13 protein-coding genes are annotated in these 14,397 nt (G+C 59.1%); all 13 read right to left on the reverse strand.

The window, feature by feature from the left end; genetic code table 11:
- Nucleotides 1–139: 139 nt before the first annotated feature.
- Entirely contained in the window at nt 140–1,168 is a 1,029-nt protein-coding gene (locus tag DXC18_RS09010) for an ABC transporter ATP-binding protein (protein ID WP_006236139.1), read from the reverse strand.
- The gene (locus DXC18_RS09015) at nt 1,169–2,260 is read right to left on the reverse strand and encodes an ABC transporter ATP-binding protein (protein WP_117564867.1); all 1,092 of its coding nucleotides are present in this window, start codon (nt 2,258–2,260) and stop codon (nt 1,169–1,171) included.
- Between the two features lie 2 nt (nt 2,261–2,262).
- Nucleotides 2,263–3,198, reverse strand: coding sequence for an ABC transporter permease (locus DXC18_RS09020; RefSeq protein ID WP_117584279.1), 936 nt, complete (start codon nt 3,196–3,198; stop codon nt 2,263–2,265).
- 14 nt (nt 3,199–3,212) lie between these two features.
- The gene (locus tag DXC18_RS09025) at nt 3,213–4,250 is read right to left on the reverse strand and encodes an ABC transporter permease (RefSeq protein ID WP_089572952.1); all 1,038 of its coding nucleotides are present in this window, start codon (nt 4,248–4,250) and stop codon (nt 3,213–3,215) included.
- 157 nt (nt 4,251–4,407) lie between these two features.
- Nucleotides 4,408–6,084, reverse strand: a complete 1,677-nt coding sequence (locus DXC18_RS09030) for an ABC transporter substrate-binding protein (protein WP_117584278.1) — start codon at nt 6,082–6,084, stop codon at nt 4,408–4,410.
- A gap of 290 nt (nt 6,085–6,374) precedes the next feature.
- Entirely contained in the window at nt 6,375–6,629 is a 255-nt protein-coding gene (gene secG / locus DXC18_RS09035) for a preprotein translocase subunit SecG (protein WP_006236144.1), read from the reverse strand.
- Between the two features lie 164 nt (nt 6,630–6,793).
- The gene (gene gpmI / locus DXC18_RS09040; protein ID WP_117584277.1) at nt 6,794–8,347 is read right to left on the reverse strand and encodes a 2,3-bisphosphoglycerate-independent phosphoglycerate mutase; all 1,554 of its coding nucleotides are present in this window, start codon (nt 8,345–8,347) and stop codon (nt 6,794–6,796) included.
- 5 nt (nt 8,348–8,352) lie between these two features.
- Complete coding sequence (tpiA, locus tag DXC18_RS09045; protein WP_089572945.1) at nt 8,353–9,120, reverse strand: triose-phosphate isomerase; 768 nt, start codon at nt 9,118–9,120, stop codon at nt 8,353–8,355.
- A complete protein-coding gene (pgk, locus tag DXC18_RS09050) occupies nt 9,113–10,303 on the reverse strand; it encodes a phosphoglycerate kinase (RefSeq protein ID WP_099431437.1) in 1,191 nt (396 codons plus the stop codon). Before pgk ends, tpiA begins: the two co-directional genes overlap by 8 nt.
- A 140-nt stretch (nt 10,304–10,443) precedes the next feature.
- Nucleotides 10,444–11,469 (reverse strand): type I glyceraldehyde-3-phosphate dehydrogenase, encoded by a 1,026-nt coding sequence (gene gap / locus DXC18_RS09055; protein WP_022094880.1) that lies wholly within the window; start codon nt 11,467–11,469, stop codon nt 10,444–10,446.
- 193 nt (nt 11,470–11,662) lie between these two features.
- Entirely contained in the window at nt 11,663–12,592 is a 930-nt protein-coding gene (whiA, locus tag DXC18_RS09060) for a DNA-binding protein WhiA (protein WP_099431435.1), read from the reverse strand.
- A gap of 6 nt (nt 12,593–12,598) precedes the next feature.
- Complete coding sequence (gene rapZ, locus DXC18_RS09065; RefSeq protein ID WP_022094878.1) at nt 12,599–13,519, reverse strand: RNase adapter RapZ; 921 nt, start codon at nt 13,517–13,519, stop codon at nt 12,599–12,601.
- A 101-nt stretch (nt 13,520–13,620) separates the two neighbouring features.
- Entirely contained in the window at nt 13,621–14,307 is a 687-nt protein-coding gene (locus DXC18_RS09070; protein WP_022094877.1) for an N-acetylmannosamine-6-phosphate 2-epimerase, read from the reverse strand.
- Nucleotides 14,308–14,397: the final 90 nt, after the last annotated feature.

The following is a 14,397-nucleotide window of genomic DNA, read 5'->3' on the forward strand; positions in this document are numbered from 1 at the left end:
TTCTAAAAAACACCTTGCCAAATAGGAGCGTCAGGACGCAAGTAACCCCCGCCGCACGAAGTGCGCAGCGGGGGTTACTTGCATGTCCGAGGACGTTCTGAAAAGTAACACCAGGGCGGGCCCGGACGAGAACAACCGACTACAGGTCGATGTGCGATTCCTTGATCGGGAACGGCTCGGCGAAGTGGCACGCGCAGCAGTGGCCCGGGGCAACTTCCTTAAACTCAGGAAGCTTCTCGGAGCAGATGCCCTGCGCGATCGGACAGCGCGTGTGGAAACGGCAGCCGGTCGGCGGATCTAGCGGCGACGGCGGATCGCCAGCGAGGATGATGCGCTTGCGGGTCTTCTGAATATCCGGATCGGGCACCGGCACGGCAGACAGCAGTGACTGCGTGTACGGGTGGTGCGGCTCGCTATAGAGTGTCTTCCAGTCCGAAACCTCGACCATCTTACCCAGATACATAACGGCAACGCGATCGGAGATGTGCTGCACGACGGACAGGTCGTGGGCGATAAACAGATACGCCGTACCGAACTTGTCCTGAAGTTCCTTGAGCAGGTTCAGAACCTGGGCCTGAATGGAAACATCCAGAGCGGAAACGGGCTCGTCGCAGATGATCAGCTTGGGCTTCAGAGCGAACGCGCGGGCGATGCCGACACGCTGACGCTGACCGCCCGAGAACTCGTGCGGATAGCGGTTGATGTGCTCGGGGTTGAGGCCGACGACGTCCAGCAGCTCACGGACACGCTCAATGCGCTCCTCCTTGGTGCCCACGCCATGAATAGTCATGGGCTCGGAGACGATCTCGCCGATGGTCATACGAGGATTGAGCGAAGCATAGGGGTCCTGGAAGATGAACTGCATCTCACGACGCATGTCCTTGATCTCATGCTTGCTCATCTCGGCAACGTCTTTGCCCTGGAAGAACACCTTACCTGCCGTCGGCTTGGTCAGGCGCATGATGGTGCGGCCCGTGGTGGACTTACCGCAACCAGACTCGCCGACCAGGCCAAAGGTCTCGCCCGGATAAATCTCGAACGAAATGTCATTCACAGCAGAGACGACGCGCTTGGAAAAACGCTTGGCGAACATGCCGGACTCTGCGGGGAACTCCTTAGAAAGATGCTCGACCTTCAGCAGCGGAGTGCGCTCGTTATTGTCTGCCATTTACGCCTCGCCTCCCTTCTTGGAATCCTTGCGCGTGCGGGACGTCTCAGGGGCGTTCTTGAGGAACTCGGGGTCACCGGAATAATGGCACGCAGAATAGTGGCCGGACTCGGTGACAACGCGCTCGGGGCGCTGCTTGCGGCACTTGTCGGTCGCATAGGGGCAGCGAGGAGAGAAGACGCAGCCCTCGGGCAGGTTCATGAGCGAAGGCGGGTTGCCGTGAATCGGCGTCAGCGGCTTCTTCTCATCGATGGCCTGCTCCGGGATGGAGCGAATAAGACCCCAGGTGTAGGGATGGCGGCTCTCGTAGAAGATTTCCTCAGCAGTACCGAACTCGACGGGACGGCCGGCGTACATAACCATAATCTTATCGGCCATATCGGCGACGACGCCCAGGTCATGGGTAATCATAATAATGGCGTTGCCGTTCTTCTCCTGCATCTCCTGCATGAGCTCGATAATCTGAGCCTGAATGGTAACATCCAGAGCCGTCGTGGGCTCGTCGGCAATCAGGATATCGGGATCGCAGGCAAGAGCCATAGCGATCATGACACGCTGACGCATACCGCCGGAGAACTGGTGCGGATACTCATTGACGCGCTTCTCGGGCTCGGGGATACCCACGAGGTCCAAAAGCTCGGTAGCGCGCTTGAGCGCCTCCTGCTTGGAGTAGCCGCGGTGCAGACGAAGGCCCTCGCCCACCTGCTTGCCGATCTTATAGACCGGGTTCAAGGAGGTCATAGGATCCTGGAAGATCATCGCGATGTCGTTACCGCGAATGTGCTGCATCTCTTCCTCGGTCATCTCGAGGATAGAACGGCCGCGATAGCGAACGTCGCCGCCCTCAATCTTTCCCGGAGGCATCGAGATAAGACCCATGATGGTCATGGCGGTCACAGACTTACCGGAGCCGGACTCACCGACGACACCGAGGGTCTCGCCGCGATCGAGCGTGTAGGAGACACCGTCGACAGCGCGAACAACGCCATCTTCGGTGTGGAAATACATCTTAAGGTCATCGACCTCGAGCAGATGCTGGCCCTCGGGAACCGGCTGGTCCTTCAGGTCCACATAGTTCTTGTTCTTCTTCATCCTTATGCGTCCTTCATCTTGACGTCGAGGGCGTCGCGCAAACCGTCACCCAGCAGGGTGAAGGCGAGCACCGTCGAGAGAATTGCCAGACCGGGCATGATCATCATCCAGGGAGCAGTCAGAAGATACTGCTGACCGTCCTGAATCATGGAGCCCCACGAAGGCGTAGGCGGAATAACGCCCATGCCGAGGAAGGACAGAGCGGACTCGGTCAGAATAGCGCCGCCGATGTTCATGGTCGCGTAGACCACGATGGAAGCAACGGAGTTCGGGAAGATATGGCGCATAACGATACGGGCATCGGATGCACCCATGGCGCGGGCGGCGTCAACATAGTCGTTCTCTTTGACCGTGAGGATCGCGGATCTAAAGACGCGCGCAATCGAAGGCCAGCCGAGAATACCGATGGCGATAAAGACGTTCTGAAGGCCACGGCCGATAACGGCGATCATGGCGACGACGAACAGCACGTACGGGAACGCCAGGAAGATGTCCGCGCAGCGCATGATAATCGTATCCCAGATGCCGCCATAGAAACCGGCAAGGGCGCCCATGACCAGACCGATCACCGTGGAGATGGCGGTGGCCATAATACCGACGGAAAGCGAAACACGTGCACCGTAGATAACACGAACGAGAATGTCGCGGCCAAGGGCGTCGGTGCCAAACGGGTGCTCGGCACACGGAGCCAGCAGCGACGTCTCGGCCATGGTGGTCGAGTCGGAAGCCGTCGGCGAACCGAGCCAGGGCTTAGCCCACAGATCTGCGGTCAGGGCAACCAAAACGACGACGATGATCCAGCAGACACCGATAACGGCGAGCTTGTTCTTGCGAAGACGCTTAAAAGCGTCGCCCCACAGCGTGCGGGACTTGGCGGGAGCAGATGCGGCCTTGGTGGCGGTAGCCTGCTCCTGAGACTGAGAATCAGTTTCCTGCATGAGACGTACCTCCCTTAGGCCTTATCCGACGGACCGCCAAGGCGGATGCGCGGGTCGAGGAATGCATAGCTAATGTCGACGAGCAGGTTGATCACCATGACGACGACGACGATGAGCGTAACGCCGCCCATAACGATGGGCCAGTCACGCATGCTAATGGCGCGATAGACCTCATAGCCGATACCGGGCCAGTTAAAGACCGTTTCGGTCAGGATGGCACCCGAAAGCATGCCGCCAAAGTCGACACCAATATAGGTAACGACGGGGATGAGTGCATTCTTAAGCGCATGCTTGATGATGATCGCGCGATTGGAGAGACCCTTGGCCTTTGCCGTACGGATGTAATCTTGGTTCATGACGTCAAGCAGCTGTGAACGCATAATGCGGGCAGCATAAGCGGTCGAAACCGAAGCCAGCGTAATGGTCGGAAGCACATAGTGCATCCAATCCTGATACTGAGAGCTGGAACCGCCGGCACCCGAAATCGGCATGGAGAATGCGCCGCCGGTGAGATCCTTAAGGATGACGCCGAAGAACAGCTGCAGCAGCATGCCGAGCCAGAAGGCGGGAACGGCAACGAGGATCGACGTGGTGAGCGTTACCAAAATATCCCAGAAGGAATAACGCTTTACCGCCGAAATGATACCCGCACCGATACCCATGATCGCCTCGAGCACGATGGCGCACGCGGCGAGTTTGACCGTATACGGATACTTCTGGGCAAAGATTTCCGTAACCGGCAGCTTGCGCTGGTACGAATTACCCAGATCGCCATGAAGCAGACCGTTCATGTAATACAGATAACGGTCTACAAGCGACGTCTGAACGGGATCGCCGTTCTCGTCAAGGATCGCGTTACCGTCCTCGTCCGTCTGGACCAGGTGATAGCGTACGCGAAGCTGAAGCTCTACCTCGGGGGACAGAGCCTTGTCTCCACCGATCAACTTGATCGGATCTCCCGGCACGATATTCTGGAGGGCGAACAGAATCAGCGTGACGCCCAAAAACACCGGGATGAACTGAAGCACACGTTTAACGATGTACTTACCCATACCACTCCCCTATCTAGGGATTAACCTAAATGGGATGCCGATCGCCAGACCGGCATCCCAAAATTACCATCAGCCAGTTTACCCCAGGTTAGGGGGAACTGTATGTTTCCCATGAGGTCTACGTAAATACTTGACCCTCACGGAAGCTGCAAAACTCTTAGGCGAGCTCAGCGGTACCCAGATCGGCGTGCTTCTGCGGATCAACGTAGAGGTACTTGACGCGGTCGGAGCCAGCGATGGTGTGCGTGTAGAACATCACCGGGATGACCGGGCAGTCGGCGGCGACCATGGCGTCGGCCTCCTGCATCTTGGCGATACGCTCGTCGTCGTCAACCGTGGCACGGGCCTCGTCAACCTTGGCGTCAAAGTCGGGGTTGCTGTAACCGGAGCGGTTGTCGCCACCCAGGGAGTCGGAGTGGAACAGCGGATACAGGAAGTTGTCCATGATCGGGTAATCGGCGATCCAGCCCAGACGGCCGAACTGATAGTTGAAGTTCTGATACTGCTCGAGCAGGGCAGACCACTCAGGGGTATCGGAGACGGCGGTGACGCCCACCTTGGCGAGGTCGCCGATGATGGACTCCATGATCTCCTTGTGGCCGCCGTCCTGGTTGTAGGACAGGGTCACATTGATGCCACGATCGCCGTTAGCGCCAGCGGGAGCGACCTTGTCGAGGTACTCGTTAGCCTTGTCGACGTCGTAGGCGCAGAACTCCCATGCGCCCTCCTTGTAGCCGGCGATTCCCGGAGGAACGATGCCGTCAGCGGGGGTACGGGTGCCCTTGAAGATGGTCTTGCAGATGGCCTCACGGTTGATAGCCAGGGAGATGCCCCTACGCAGGTCAGCGTTGTTGAACGGCTCGGCCGTGGTGTTGCACGTCAGATAGTACGTGGAAGGCTCGGAACCGAGCAGCATGCGCGCACCATCACTCATGGTGTAGCCATCCTTGGACTCGCCGCGGTCCTTCTTGGCGGCGTCGATCTGAGCAACGGGAACGTCGCAGACATCAAGGTTACCGGCCTGGAACTCCTTGTAAGCGGTCTCCACGTCCTTGATGACCTGGAAGTGGATGGCGTCGATCTTGGCCTTGTCGCCATAATAATCGTCGAACTTCTTGAGGTTGATCTCCTGACCATCCTCCCACTTACCGTCCATCATGAACGGGCCGTTGCCGACCGGGGCAAGATAGAAGCTCTTGACATCGGTCTCGGCGCACTCGGGAACCGGGGACAGAGCCGGGTGAGAGGCGACGAAGGGGAAGTCGGCGTAGGCGGAAGTCAGCTTGACGACGAGGGTCTCGTCATCCGGGCAGGTAACGCCGGACAGCTCGGTAGCATTACCGGCAAGCAGATCGTCATAGCCCTCGACCATGGAAAGGTGGTAGGAGACCTCGGAAGGACCATACTCGGTAGCGATGGCCGACTTAGTGTTGACCAGGCGCTCCCAGCCGAGCTTGAAGGACTTGGAGGTAACGTCGTCACCGTTGTGGAACTTGGCCTTCTTGATCTTGAAGGTGAACTCGGTGGCGTCGTCGTTAGCCTCAAAGGACTCGCAAGCCAGCGGAACGATCTCGCCCTTCTCGTTATCGTACTCCGTCAGAGCGTCGAAGAGCTGGTACTCGACCTGAGTGCCCTGATCCTCCTGGACGTTGTAGGGGTCGATGCAGACCGGGTTGTTGATGTAGAAGTTCAGCGTCGAACCGGACTCAGAACCGGAAGCGTCGCCGCCCTTCTTGCCGCATGCGGCAAGAAAAGCCATGGAGCTCGCAGCGAGGGTGCCGCCAACAAAGGCGCGACGACCCATAACGGGCTGGTGGAACATAGAATCAGCCATGCCATCCTCCTTATGAGATAGGACAAAGTGAATTCGGCCGGGCAACGTCAAGACAGCCCGATCGAACCATTCAAACGCGGTCCGCCGTTATGGCTGGTTATGCAGTGCGGACCAACGTTTCGCAATACAGTAGCGCATTTTATGCACAATATGGCGCTAATTCCGGTTAACGGTCGAGAATTTCTTTAGTTAGGCGAAGTATGTGGGGATATTTTGACTCTATTACAAGTCTGTAAACAAAAAGGGCCCCGCACATGCGGGACCCTTTACAAACGTATATACGCCGATGCTTAGTAGCCGACGATGCCCTGCGGGAAGAAGAACATGCACAGAACGACACACACAGCAAAAACGACGGCCATAATTACCGTCAGGCGATCGAGGTTCTGCTCCATGACGCCCGTGGCAGAGCTGGAGTTATACAGCGAGCTAGCGATCATATCCGAAACGCCGGTGCCCTTACCGGAATGCATCAGAACGAGAATCGTCAGCGCCACGGCAGAAACAGCCCAAACGACAAACAGAAGAATCTGGAACGGACCCATAGATAAGCTCCTTAATAGAACAATTCAAACTCCAGTACTGTACCACAACCTTCAACACTCCCCCACCTGCCATTTAGGGACGGGGTAGAAATGGCAGAAATACCAAAAAGGGGGTCGTCCGGTTGTGGACAACCCCCTTACTAGAAAACGGTATTTGTTTTCTATTAGGCCTCGGTGGCGAGCACGCGACCCGTCATCTCGGCGGAAGGCTCAATACCAGCCATGGTGAGCATGGTCGGAGCGATATCGGAAAGACGGCCGTCCTCGATACCGGTGAGCTTGGCCTTATCATCAACGATGATGAACGGCACGCGGTTGGTGGTGTGAGCCGTAAACGGATGCTTGGAACCGTCGGAAGCAACGTCAAACATGTGATCGGCGTTGCCATGGTCGGCGGTAATCAGCGCAAAGCCGCCCTTGGCGAGAATCGCCGGGACAACCTTGGACAGAGCATCGTCAACAGCCTCGACGGCCTTAACGGCGGCGTCGAAGACACCGGTGTGGCCAACCATGTCGCAGTTCGCGAAGTTCACGATGTAGAAATCAGCGCGATCCTCGTTAATAGCGGCGACGAGCTTCTCGGTAACCTCGGGAGCGCTCATCTCGGGCTGCAGATCGTAGGTAGCAACCTTGGGGGAAGCGACGAGCACGCGCTCCTCGCCCTCCTTGGGCTCCTCGATGCCGCCGTTGAGGAAGAACGTCACATGGGCGTACTTCTCGGTCTCGGCGGTGTGCAGCTGCTTCAGGCCATTGGCGGCGATAACGTCGGCCAGAACGTTCTCGGGGAACGTCTTGGGGAAGGCGACCTCGACGTCAAACGTCGGATCGTACTCGGTCATCGTCACAAAGTGCGAAAGCTTAATCTGCTCGCGCTCAAAGCCGTCGAACTCCTTGTCCGTGAACACGCGAGTCATCTGACGAGCGCGGTCGGGACGGAAGTTGAAGAAGATGGCCGCGTCGCCCTCGTGAATGCCCTCGTTGTGGGCAGCAAAGGGCTCGACGAACTCGTCGCCGCGCGGATCCTTCTCGTAGTAGGCCTTGATACCGGCAACGGGGTCGGTATCGGCATCGGACGCGTTGACCATGACGTCGTAGGCACGCTGGATGCGCTCCCAGCGGTTGTCGCGGTCCATGGCCCAATAGCGGCCCGAAACGGTGGCAACGCGAGCGTCGCAACCGGTCTCCTCGGAGATCTTAGCCAGAAAAGCGCAGAACTCGCTCATGTAGCCGGCACCGGACTGCGGGTCGACGTCGCGGCCATCCATGAAGGCGTGGACGCGAACGGTCTTGACGCCATGCTGGGCAGCCATCTTGACCAGAGCCTCGACGTGGTTCATGTGAGAATGAACACCGCCAGGGCTCATAAGGCCCATAAGGTGGAGAGTCTTGCCGTCAGCCTTGACGTCGTCCATAGCCTTGACGAAGACCTCGTTCTTGGCGATGGAGCCGTCCTTGATGGCGTTGTTGATGCGCGAAAGCTCCTGGAACACGATGCGGCCGGCACCGATGTTGAGGTGACCCACCTCGGAGTTGCCCATCTGGCCGTCGGGAAGGCCCACGTCCTCGCCCGAAGCACCGAGCGTGGTGTGAGGATACTTCTCGTACAGGCTATCAAGGAAGGGCGTCTTGGCAGCGGCGACGGCGTTCTCGCCATCAGCCGGAGCAAGGCCGCAGCCATCCATGATGATCAGGAGTGCAGGAAGATGACGCTGTGCCATATGTCCTACTCGCCTGCCTTGACGACCATAGAGGCGAAGTCGGCAGCCTTGAGCGAAGCGCCGCCCACGAGGGCGCCGTCAACGTCGGGCTTGGCGACGAGCTCGGCAATGTTGCCGGGCTTAGCGGAACCACCGTACAGGACGCGGATACCGTCGGCGAGCTCCTCGCCAAACATCTCCTTGAGGGTCTCACGGATAGCGCCGCAGACCTCCTGAGCGTCCTCGGCGGTAGCGGTCTTGCCGGTGCCGATGGCCCAGATGGGCTCGTAGGCGACGACGACCTGCTTGGGGCAGGTGATCTCAAGACCAGCAAGGCCAGCTTTGACCTGGTTCACGACGTGCTCGACATAGGTGCCAGCCTCGCGGACCTCGAGGGACTCGCCGCAGCAGAAGACGGGAACAAGACCGGCGGCAACGAGGGCCTTGGCCTTCTTGTTCTGGTCCTCGTCGGTCTCGTGGAAGTAGTCGCGACGCTCGGAGTGACCGATGATGCAGTAGGTGCAGCCAGCGGACTTGAGCATGTCGCAAGAGGACTCACCGGTGAAGGCACCCTTGGCCTCCCAGTACACGTTCTGTGCACCGAGGGCGATGGGGGCAGCCTGAATGCGGTCATGAACCGTGGTGATGTCAATGGTCGGAGGGCAGACGAGCACCTCGACGCCAGCCGGAACCTCAGGCAGAGCCTGAGCCAGCTCGTCGGCGAGCTTGGCGGCCTCGGCGACGTCGTTGTTCATCTTCCAGTTACCAGCGATAAGAAGGGTGCGATTAGGCATCGAGAAGCGCCTCCACTCCGGGCAGGGCCTTACCCTCGACGAGCTCCATGGAAGCGCCACCACCGGTGGAGATCCAGCTCATCTTGTCGGCCAGGTTGAACTTGTTGACAGCCGCGACAGAGTCACCACCGCCGATGATCGAGGTGCAGTCGGCCTCGGCGACGGCCTCGGCGATAGCCTGGGTGCCGTGAGCGAAGTTGTCGAACTCGAAGACGCCCATGGGGCCGTTCCAGAACACGGTCTTGGCGCCCTTGACGGCCTCGGCGTAGAGCTCCTCGGTCTTGGGGCCGATGTCCATGCCCTCACGATCGTCGGGGATAGCGTCGGAAGCGACAACCTCGGGGACAGCGTCCTCGCCAAAGTGATCGGCAACGCGGTTGTCGATGGGGAGCAGGATCTTGACGCCCTTCTCCTCGGCCTTCTTGAGCATCTCGCCGGCGCGCTCGACCCAGTCCTCTTCCTTGAGGGACTGACCGACGGTCAGGCCCTGAGCCAGGAAGAAGGTGTAGGCCATGCCGCCACCGATGATCAGGGTGTCAGCGGAGTCGATGAGGTGATCGAGAACGCCGATCTTGGAGGAAACCTTGGAACCGCCGACGATAGCGACGAAGGGGCGCTCGGGCTCGGCGAAGATGCCGGTCAGCGTGTCGACCTCCTTCTCGAGCAGGAAGCCGGCGACGGCAGGCAGGTAAGCGGCGGGGCCCACGACGGAACCCTGGGCGCGGTGAGCGGTGCCGAAGGCATCGAGAACGAAGACGTCACCATAGGAAGCGAGCTTCTTGGCGATCTCGGGATCGTTCTTCTTCTCACGCTTGTCGAAACGGACGTTCTCGAGAACGAGGACCTTGCCCGGCTCGACGGCGGCGACAGCCTCAGCAGCCTTCTCGCCGTAGGTGTCGGCGACAAAGGCAACATCGAGACCAGAGAGCTCAGCGAGCTTCTTGGCGACAGGCTCAAGGGAGAGCTCAGGCTGGAAGCCGGTGCCCTCGGGACGGCCGAGGTGGCTCATGAGAATGACGCGAGCGTTGTGCTCAACGAGGTAGTTGATGGTGGGCAGGGCAGCCTTGATGCGGGTGGTGTCGCCAACGACGCCATCCTTGATAGGCACGTTGAAGTCAACGCGGACGAGAACGCGCTTGCCGTCGACATCGATGTCGCGGACGGTCTTCTTGGTAAAGGCCATGTTTGCTTCTACCTTTCGTACGTGTCTGCCTCCCATTACGGCAGACGATTTCCTATAAAAAGGGCGCGACCCTAGGGTGTAAGCCCTATAAGGCCGCGCCCTTCTTTAGACGCTCAACGAGCTATTCGCTAAAAGCTAAATTAAGCAACGAACTTCTCGAAGTACTTGATGGTGCGGACCATCTGAGAGGTGTAAGAGTTCTCGTTGTCGTACCAAGAGGTGACCTGAACGAGGGTCTGGCCGTTGCCGAGATCAGAGCACATGGTCTGAGTGGCGTCGAAGATGGAGCCGTGGGTCTCGCCGATGATGTCGGTGGAGACGATGTCGTCCTCGTTGTAACCGAAGGTCTCGGAGATGGTGGCAGCGTAGGCCTTCATAGCGGCGTTGACCTCGTCGACGGTGACCTTCTTGTCAACGACAGCGTAGAGGTTGGTGATGGAGCCGGTCGGCGTCGGGACGCGCTGGGCGGCACCGATGAGCTTACCGTTGAGCTCGGGGAGAACCAGGCCGATAGCCTTGGCAGCACCGGTGGTGTTGGGGACGATGTTGACGGCGCAGGCGCGGCTACGACGCTTGTTGCCCTTGCGCTGCGGGCCGTCGAGCGGCATCTGGTCGCCAGTCCAGGCGTGAATGGTGGTCATGATGCCGGACACGATGGGAGCGAAGTCGTTCAGACCCTTGGCCATCGGGGCGAGGCAGTTGGTGGTGCAGGAAGCAGCAGAGATGATGTTGTCCTCAGCGGTCAGCGTCTCGTGGTTGACGTTGTACACGATGGTGGGCAGATCGCTGCCGGCCGGAGCGGAGATGACGACCTTCTTGGCGCCAGCGTTGATGTGGGCCTGAGCCTTAGCCTTGCTGGTGTAGAAGCCGGTGCACTCGAGAACGACGTCGACGTCGAGGTCGCCCCAAGGCAGGTTGTTGGCGTCGGCCTCCTTGTAGATCTTGATCTCCTTGCCGTCAACGGTGATGGAATCCTCGCCAGCAACGACCTCGTGATCGCGAGCGTAGTTGCCCTGCGTGGAGTCGTACTTCAGCAGGTAAGCGAGCATATCGGGAGAGGTGAGGTCGTTGATAGCGACGATCTCGGAGCCCTCATGACCGAACATCTGACGGAAAGCCAGACGACCGATGCGACCGAAGCCGTTAATAGCAACCTTTACTGCCATTGTGTCTCCTTTCGTAAGGCCCCCGCAAGCTACAGCGCCCGCCGTTGAGGCCCACAAACTAACCACTCGCCTAATATACCTTTTTTTTGACTTGAATTTCACGAGAATAGTCGAAATTGAAAATCAAATTTACGTTAAAACGTTTTAAAGAATAAAATAGCAGCTAAATCCGTATATAAGTCGATACTTTAAACTACCGGTTTGCTTCAATGAGCTTTTCAAGCCTCAAAACTCGATGGTAGAGGGCCGACTTCGACAAGGGAGGGTCAGCCATCTCACCTAAATCACGCAGCGACAGATCGGGATAGCGCTCGCGCAGGTCGCAAAAGACCGCCAAGGCATCCGGAAGCGCATCGCGAAGGCCGCGCTGCTCGAGCTCATCGATAAGCGCAAGCTGATGTTGGGCAGCACCGGCGCTTCTGGTCTGGTTGGCGAGCTCGGCGTTCACGCGACGGTTCACATCGTTCTTAACCAACTTGACCGCGCGCGCCTCCTCAATCTCGGCAACGCTGCGCTTGGCACCAATCAGCTTTAATAGATGCTCGATTTCCTCGGCGCTCTTAATGTACACGGCATATGACCCCCGCCGTGCATTAACACGAGCATGGACCCCAATCTGCCCCAACAGGTCGCAAAGCCCCTTAGCATATTGCTCGCCCTGCACCGCGATCTCCAAATGAAAATCGCCGCGTGGATCGGCCACGAAGCCGCCCGCGATGAGCGCGCCGCGGATGTAGGCAAGCCTGCAGCAGGGACGGGCAACGATGTGTCGGGGAACACCAGCGACGAGCCCTCCCCTGCGGTCTAGAATGCCCAGCAGCACCAGAGCCTTGTCCAGGTCGGGTTGATCGGGCAGGGTAATGAGATAGTTACGGACCTTATGCAAGACCGATTTACGAACGGTGAATTCCGTTTTGAGCTTAAGAATGCGATGCGTCAGCGTGATCATCGTGCGCGCGACGGCTCCCGTCTCGGTCGCGACCGTCAAACGATACCGCCCGGAGCCGGCCAACGAAAGCGTACCGCTCACACGCGTCAGGGCGGCAAGCGTCGACAAATCGCAGTATTCACATTCGGGTTCGCAGCGCGCAAGCTCGTCACGCACCTCGGCGGTAAACGACATGCAGGCCTATGCCTTCGTGTTGGCGCGCGACAGGTCGCGGTGGGAGATGCTCACGTGATACTGGGCGCCTTCCAGGTAACGGGCCGTGGCCTCGGCGATGGCGACGCTACGGTGCTGTCCGCCCGTGCAGCCGATGGCGATAGAAAGCTGCGGCTTACCCTCCGCGATATAGCCCGGCATCACCGTATCGAGCAGCTGCGTCCAGGCCTTCCAGAACTCCTGGGTCTTGGGATGGTCCAGAACAAAGTCGGAGACCTTTTTATCGAGACCGGTCATGGTGCGCATCTCGGGATCGTAGAACGGATTGGGCAGGAAGCGAACGTCGATCATAATGTCCGCCTCGACGGGCATACCGTGCTTAAAGCCAAACGAGAACACGTGAACGTCCATGAGCTGCTGGTCGGACAACTCGGAGAACGCCATGCGCAATTTGTTGCGCAGCGCAGAGGTGCGTAGGCGGCTCGTGTCGATAATCATATCGGCTCGATCGCGCACACCCTGCAGCTGCAGGCGCTCGCGCTGAATCGCATCGGCCGTAGTCTCCCCCGGCTTGGCAATGGGATGACGGCGGCGATTTTCGCTGTAGCGACGAATCAGTACCTCGTCAGAAGCCTCCAGGAACACGATGTCGCAGCTCATCTCGCGCTCTTCGAGCGCGGCGACCGCATCGAGCAGCTCATCGAACAAGCCCTGGCTACGCAAATCGCAGGTGACGGCGAGATGCCTGCCCACGCCCGTATTAATGCCGACGAGCTCGGCAAGCTGGGCGATCAGACGCGGAGGCAGGTTATCGATGCAAAAATAGCCCATGTCCTCGAACACGTGCATGGCCTGCGTGCGGCCCGATCCGGACATTCCGGTGATGATGACGATATCGGGGATGCGCTCCGAGCGCTCCGCCGCATCCATGGCATCTCCCTTTTGCATGTGCTGCCTCCCGAAAACAAGCACGGGACCCAGCAACCCGGATCCCGCGCGGTCAATTGCCTTTATTGAGTATACCGCCCCGAGCGGATACGAGGCCTGTCTTACGCCTCAAGCGCAGCCTTGAACCAACTTGTAATACTCGTGGGGTGCGTGATGGCGGTGCCGACGACAACGGCCCAGGCGCCAGCATCGATCGCGGCGCGAGCCTCCTCGGGCGTATGCACGCGACCCTCGCAAATGATGGGAAGGCCGGGGAATTCCTCGGTCGCCTGACGCAGGAGCGGCAGGTCGGGGCCATCGGCCATGGTGCAGTCGATGGCGGCGACACCGTGAGAGAGCGTGGTAGATACCAGGTCGAAGCCCATATCAACCGCACGGCGAATGTCCTCGATGGTGGCACAATCCGCCATCAGGAGCACACCCTCCTCGTGCAGCGGACGGAAGGTATCCTCGACCGTCTTGCCATCGGGGCGCGGACGATCGGTGGCATCGATCGCCACGATATCGGCACCAGCAGCAACGCATGCGCGGGCGTGACGCAGCGTCGGCGTGATGTAAACGCCCTCGTGTCCATCCTTCCATAGGCCAATAACAGGAACCTCACAGCGACCCTTAATGGCGGCAATGTCGGCAAGGCCCTGGCAGCGAATGGCGGCGGCGCCGCCGAGTTCGCAAGCGCGAGACATTTGAGCCATGGTCTCGGGCGTACGAAGCGGCTCGCCCATATACGCCTGAACGCTCACGACGAGCTTTCCCTTCAGGGATTGAATCAAAGGATCAACGGTCATGTGCGACTCAACCTTTCTCAAAACAGCCTTCTGAGACACCGCACCTTGACGTTCAAACCGTCGCTCGCGTACCGAAGTACGCTTCGCTCC

Origin of the sequence: Collinsella sp. OM08-14AT, from assembly GCF_003438115.1 — a bacterium.
Taxonomy (GTDB): Bacteria; Actinomycetota; Coriobacteriia; order Coriobacteriales; family Coriobacteriaceae; genus Collinsella.

Excerpts from the sequence above, each read along its gene's own strand:
- DXC18_RS09070 (WP_022094877.1), bottom strand. The coding sequence starts at position 14,307 with ATGACCGTTGATCCTTTGATTCAATCCCTGAAGGGAAAGCTCGTCGTG.
- pgk (WP_099431437.1), bottom strand. The coding sequence starts at position 10,303 with ATGGCCTTTACCAAGAAGACCGTCCGCGACATCGATGTCGACGGCAAG.
- DXC18_RS09015 (WP_117564867.1), bottom strand. The coding sequence starts at position 2,260 with ATGAAGAAGAACAAGAACTATGTGGACCTGAAGGACCAGCCGGTTCCC.
- DXC18_RS09030 (WP_117584278.1), bottom strand. The coding sequence starts at position 6,084 with ATGGCTGATTCTATGTTCCACCAGCCCGTTATGGGTCGTCGCGCCTTT.
- tpiA (WP_089572945.1), bottom strand. The coding sequence starts at position 9,120 with ATGCCTAATCGCACCCTTCTTATCGCTGGTAACTGGAAGATGAACAAC.
- secG (WP_006236144.1), bottom strand. The coding sequence starts at position 6,629 with ATGGGTCCGTTCCAGATTCTTCTGTTTGTCGTTTGGGCTGTTTCTGCC.
- DXC18_RS09010 (WP_006236139.1), bottom strand. The coding sequence starts at position 1,168 with ATGGCAGACAATAACGAGCGCACTCCGCTGCTGAAGGTCGAGCATCTT.
- DXC18_RS09025 (WP_089572952.1), bottom strand. The coding sequence starts at position 4,250 with ATGGGTAAGTACATCGTTAAACGTGTGCTTCAGTTCATCCCGGTGTTT.
- whiA (WP_099431435.1), bottom strand. The coding sequence starts at position 12,592 with ATGTCGTTTACCGCCGAGGTGCGTGACGAGCTTGCGCGCTGCGAACCC.
- gap (WP_022094880.1), bottom strand. The coding sequence starts at position 11,469 with ATGGCAGTAAAGGTTGCTATTAACGGCTTCGGTCGCATCGGTCGTCTG.
- rapZ (WP_022094878.1), bottom strand. The coding sequence starts at position 13,519 with ATGCAAAAGGGAGATGCCATGGATGCGGCGGAGCGCTCGGAGCGCATC.
- DXC18_RS09020 (WP_117584279.1), bottom strand. The coding sequence starts at position 3,198 with ATGCAGGAAACTGATTCTCAGTCTCAGGAGCAGGCTACCGCCACCAAG.
- gpmI (WP_117584277.1), bottom strand. The coding sequence starts at position 8,347 with ATGGCACAGCGTCATCTTCCTGCACTCCTGATCATCATGGATGGCTGC.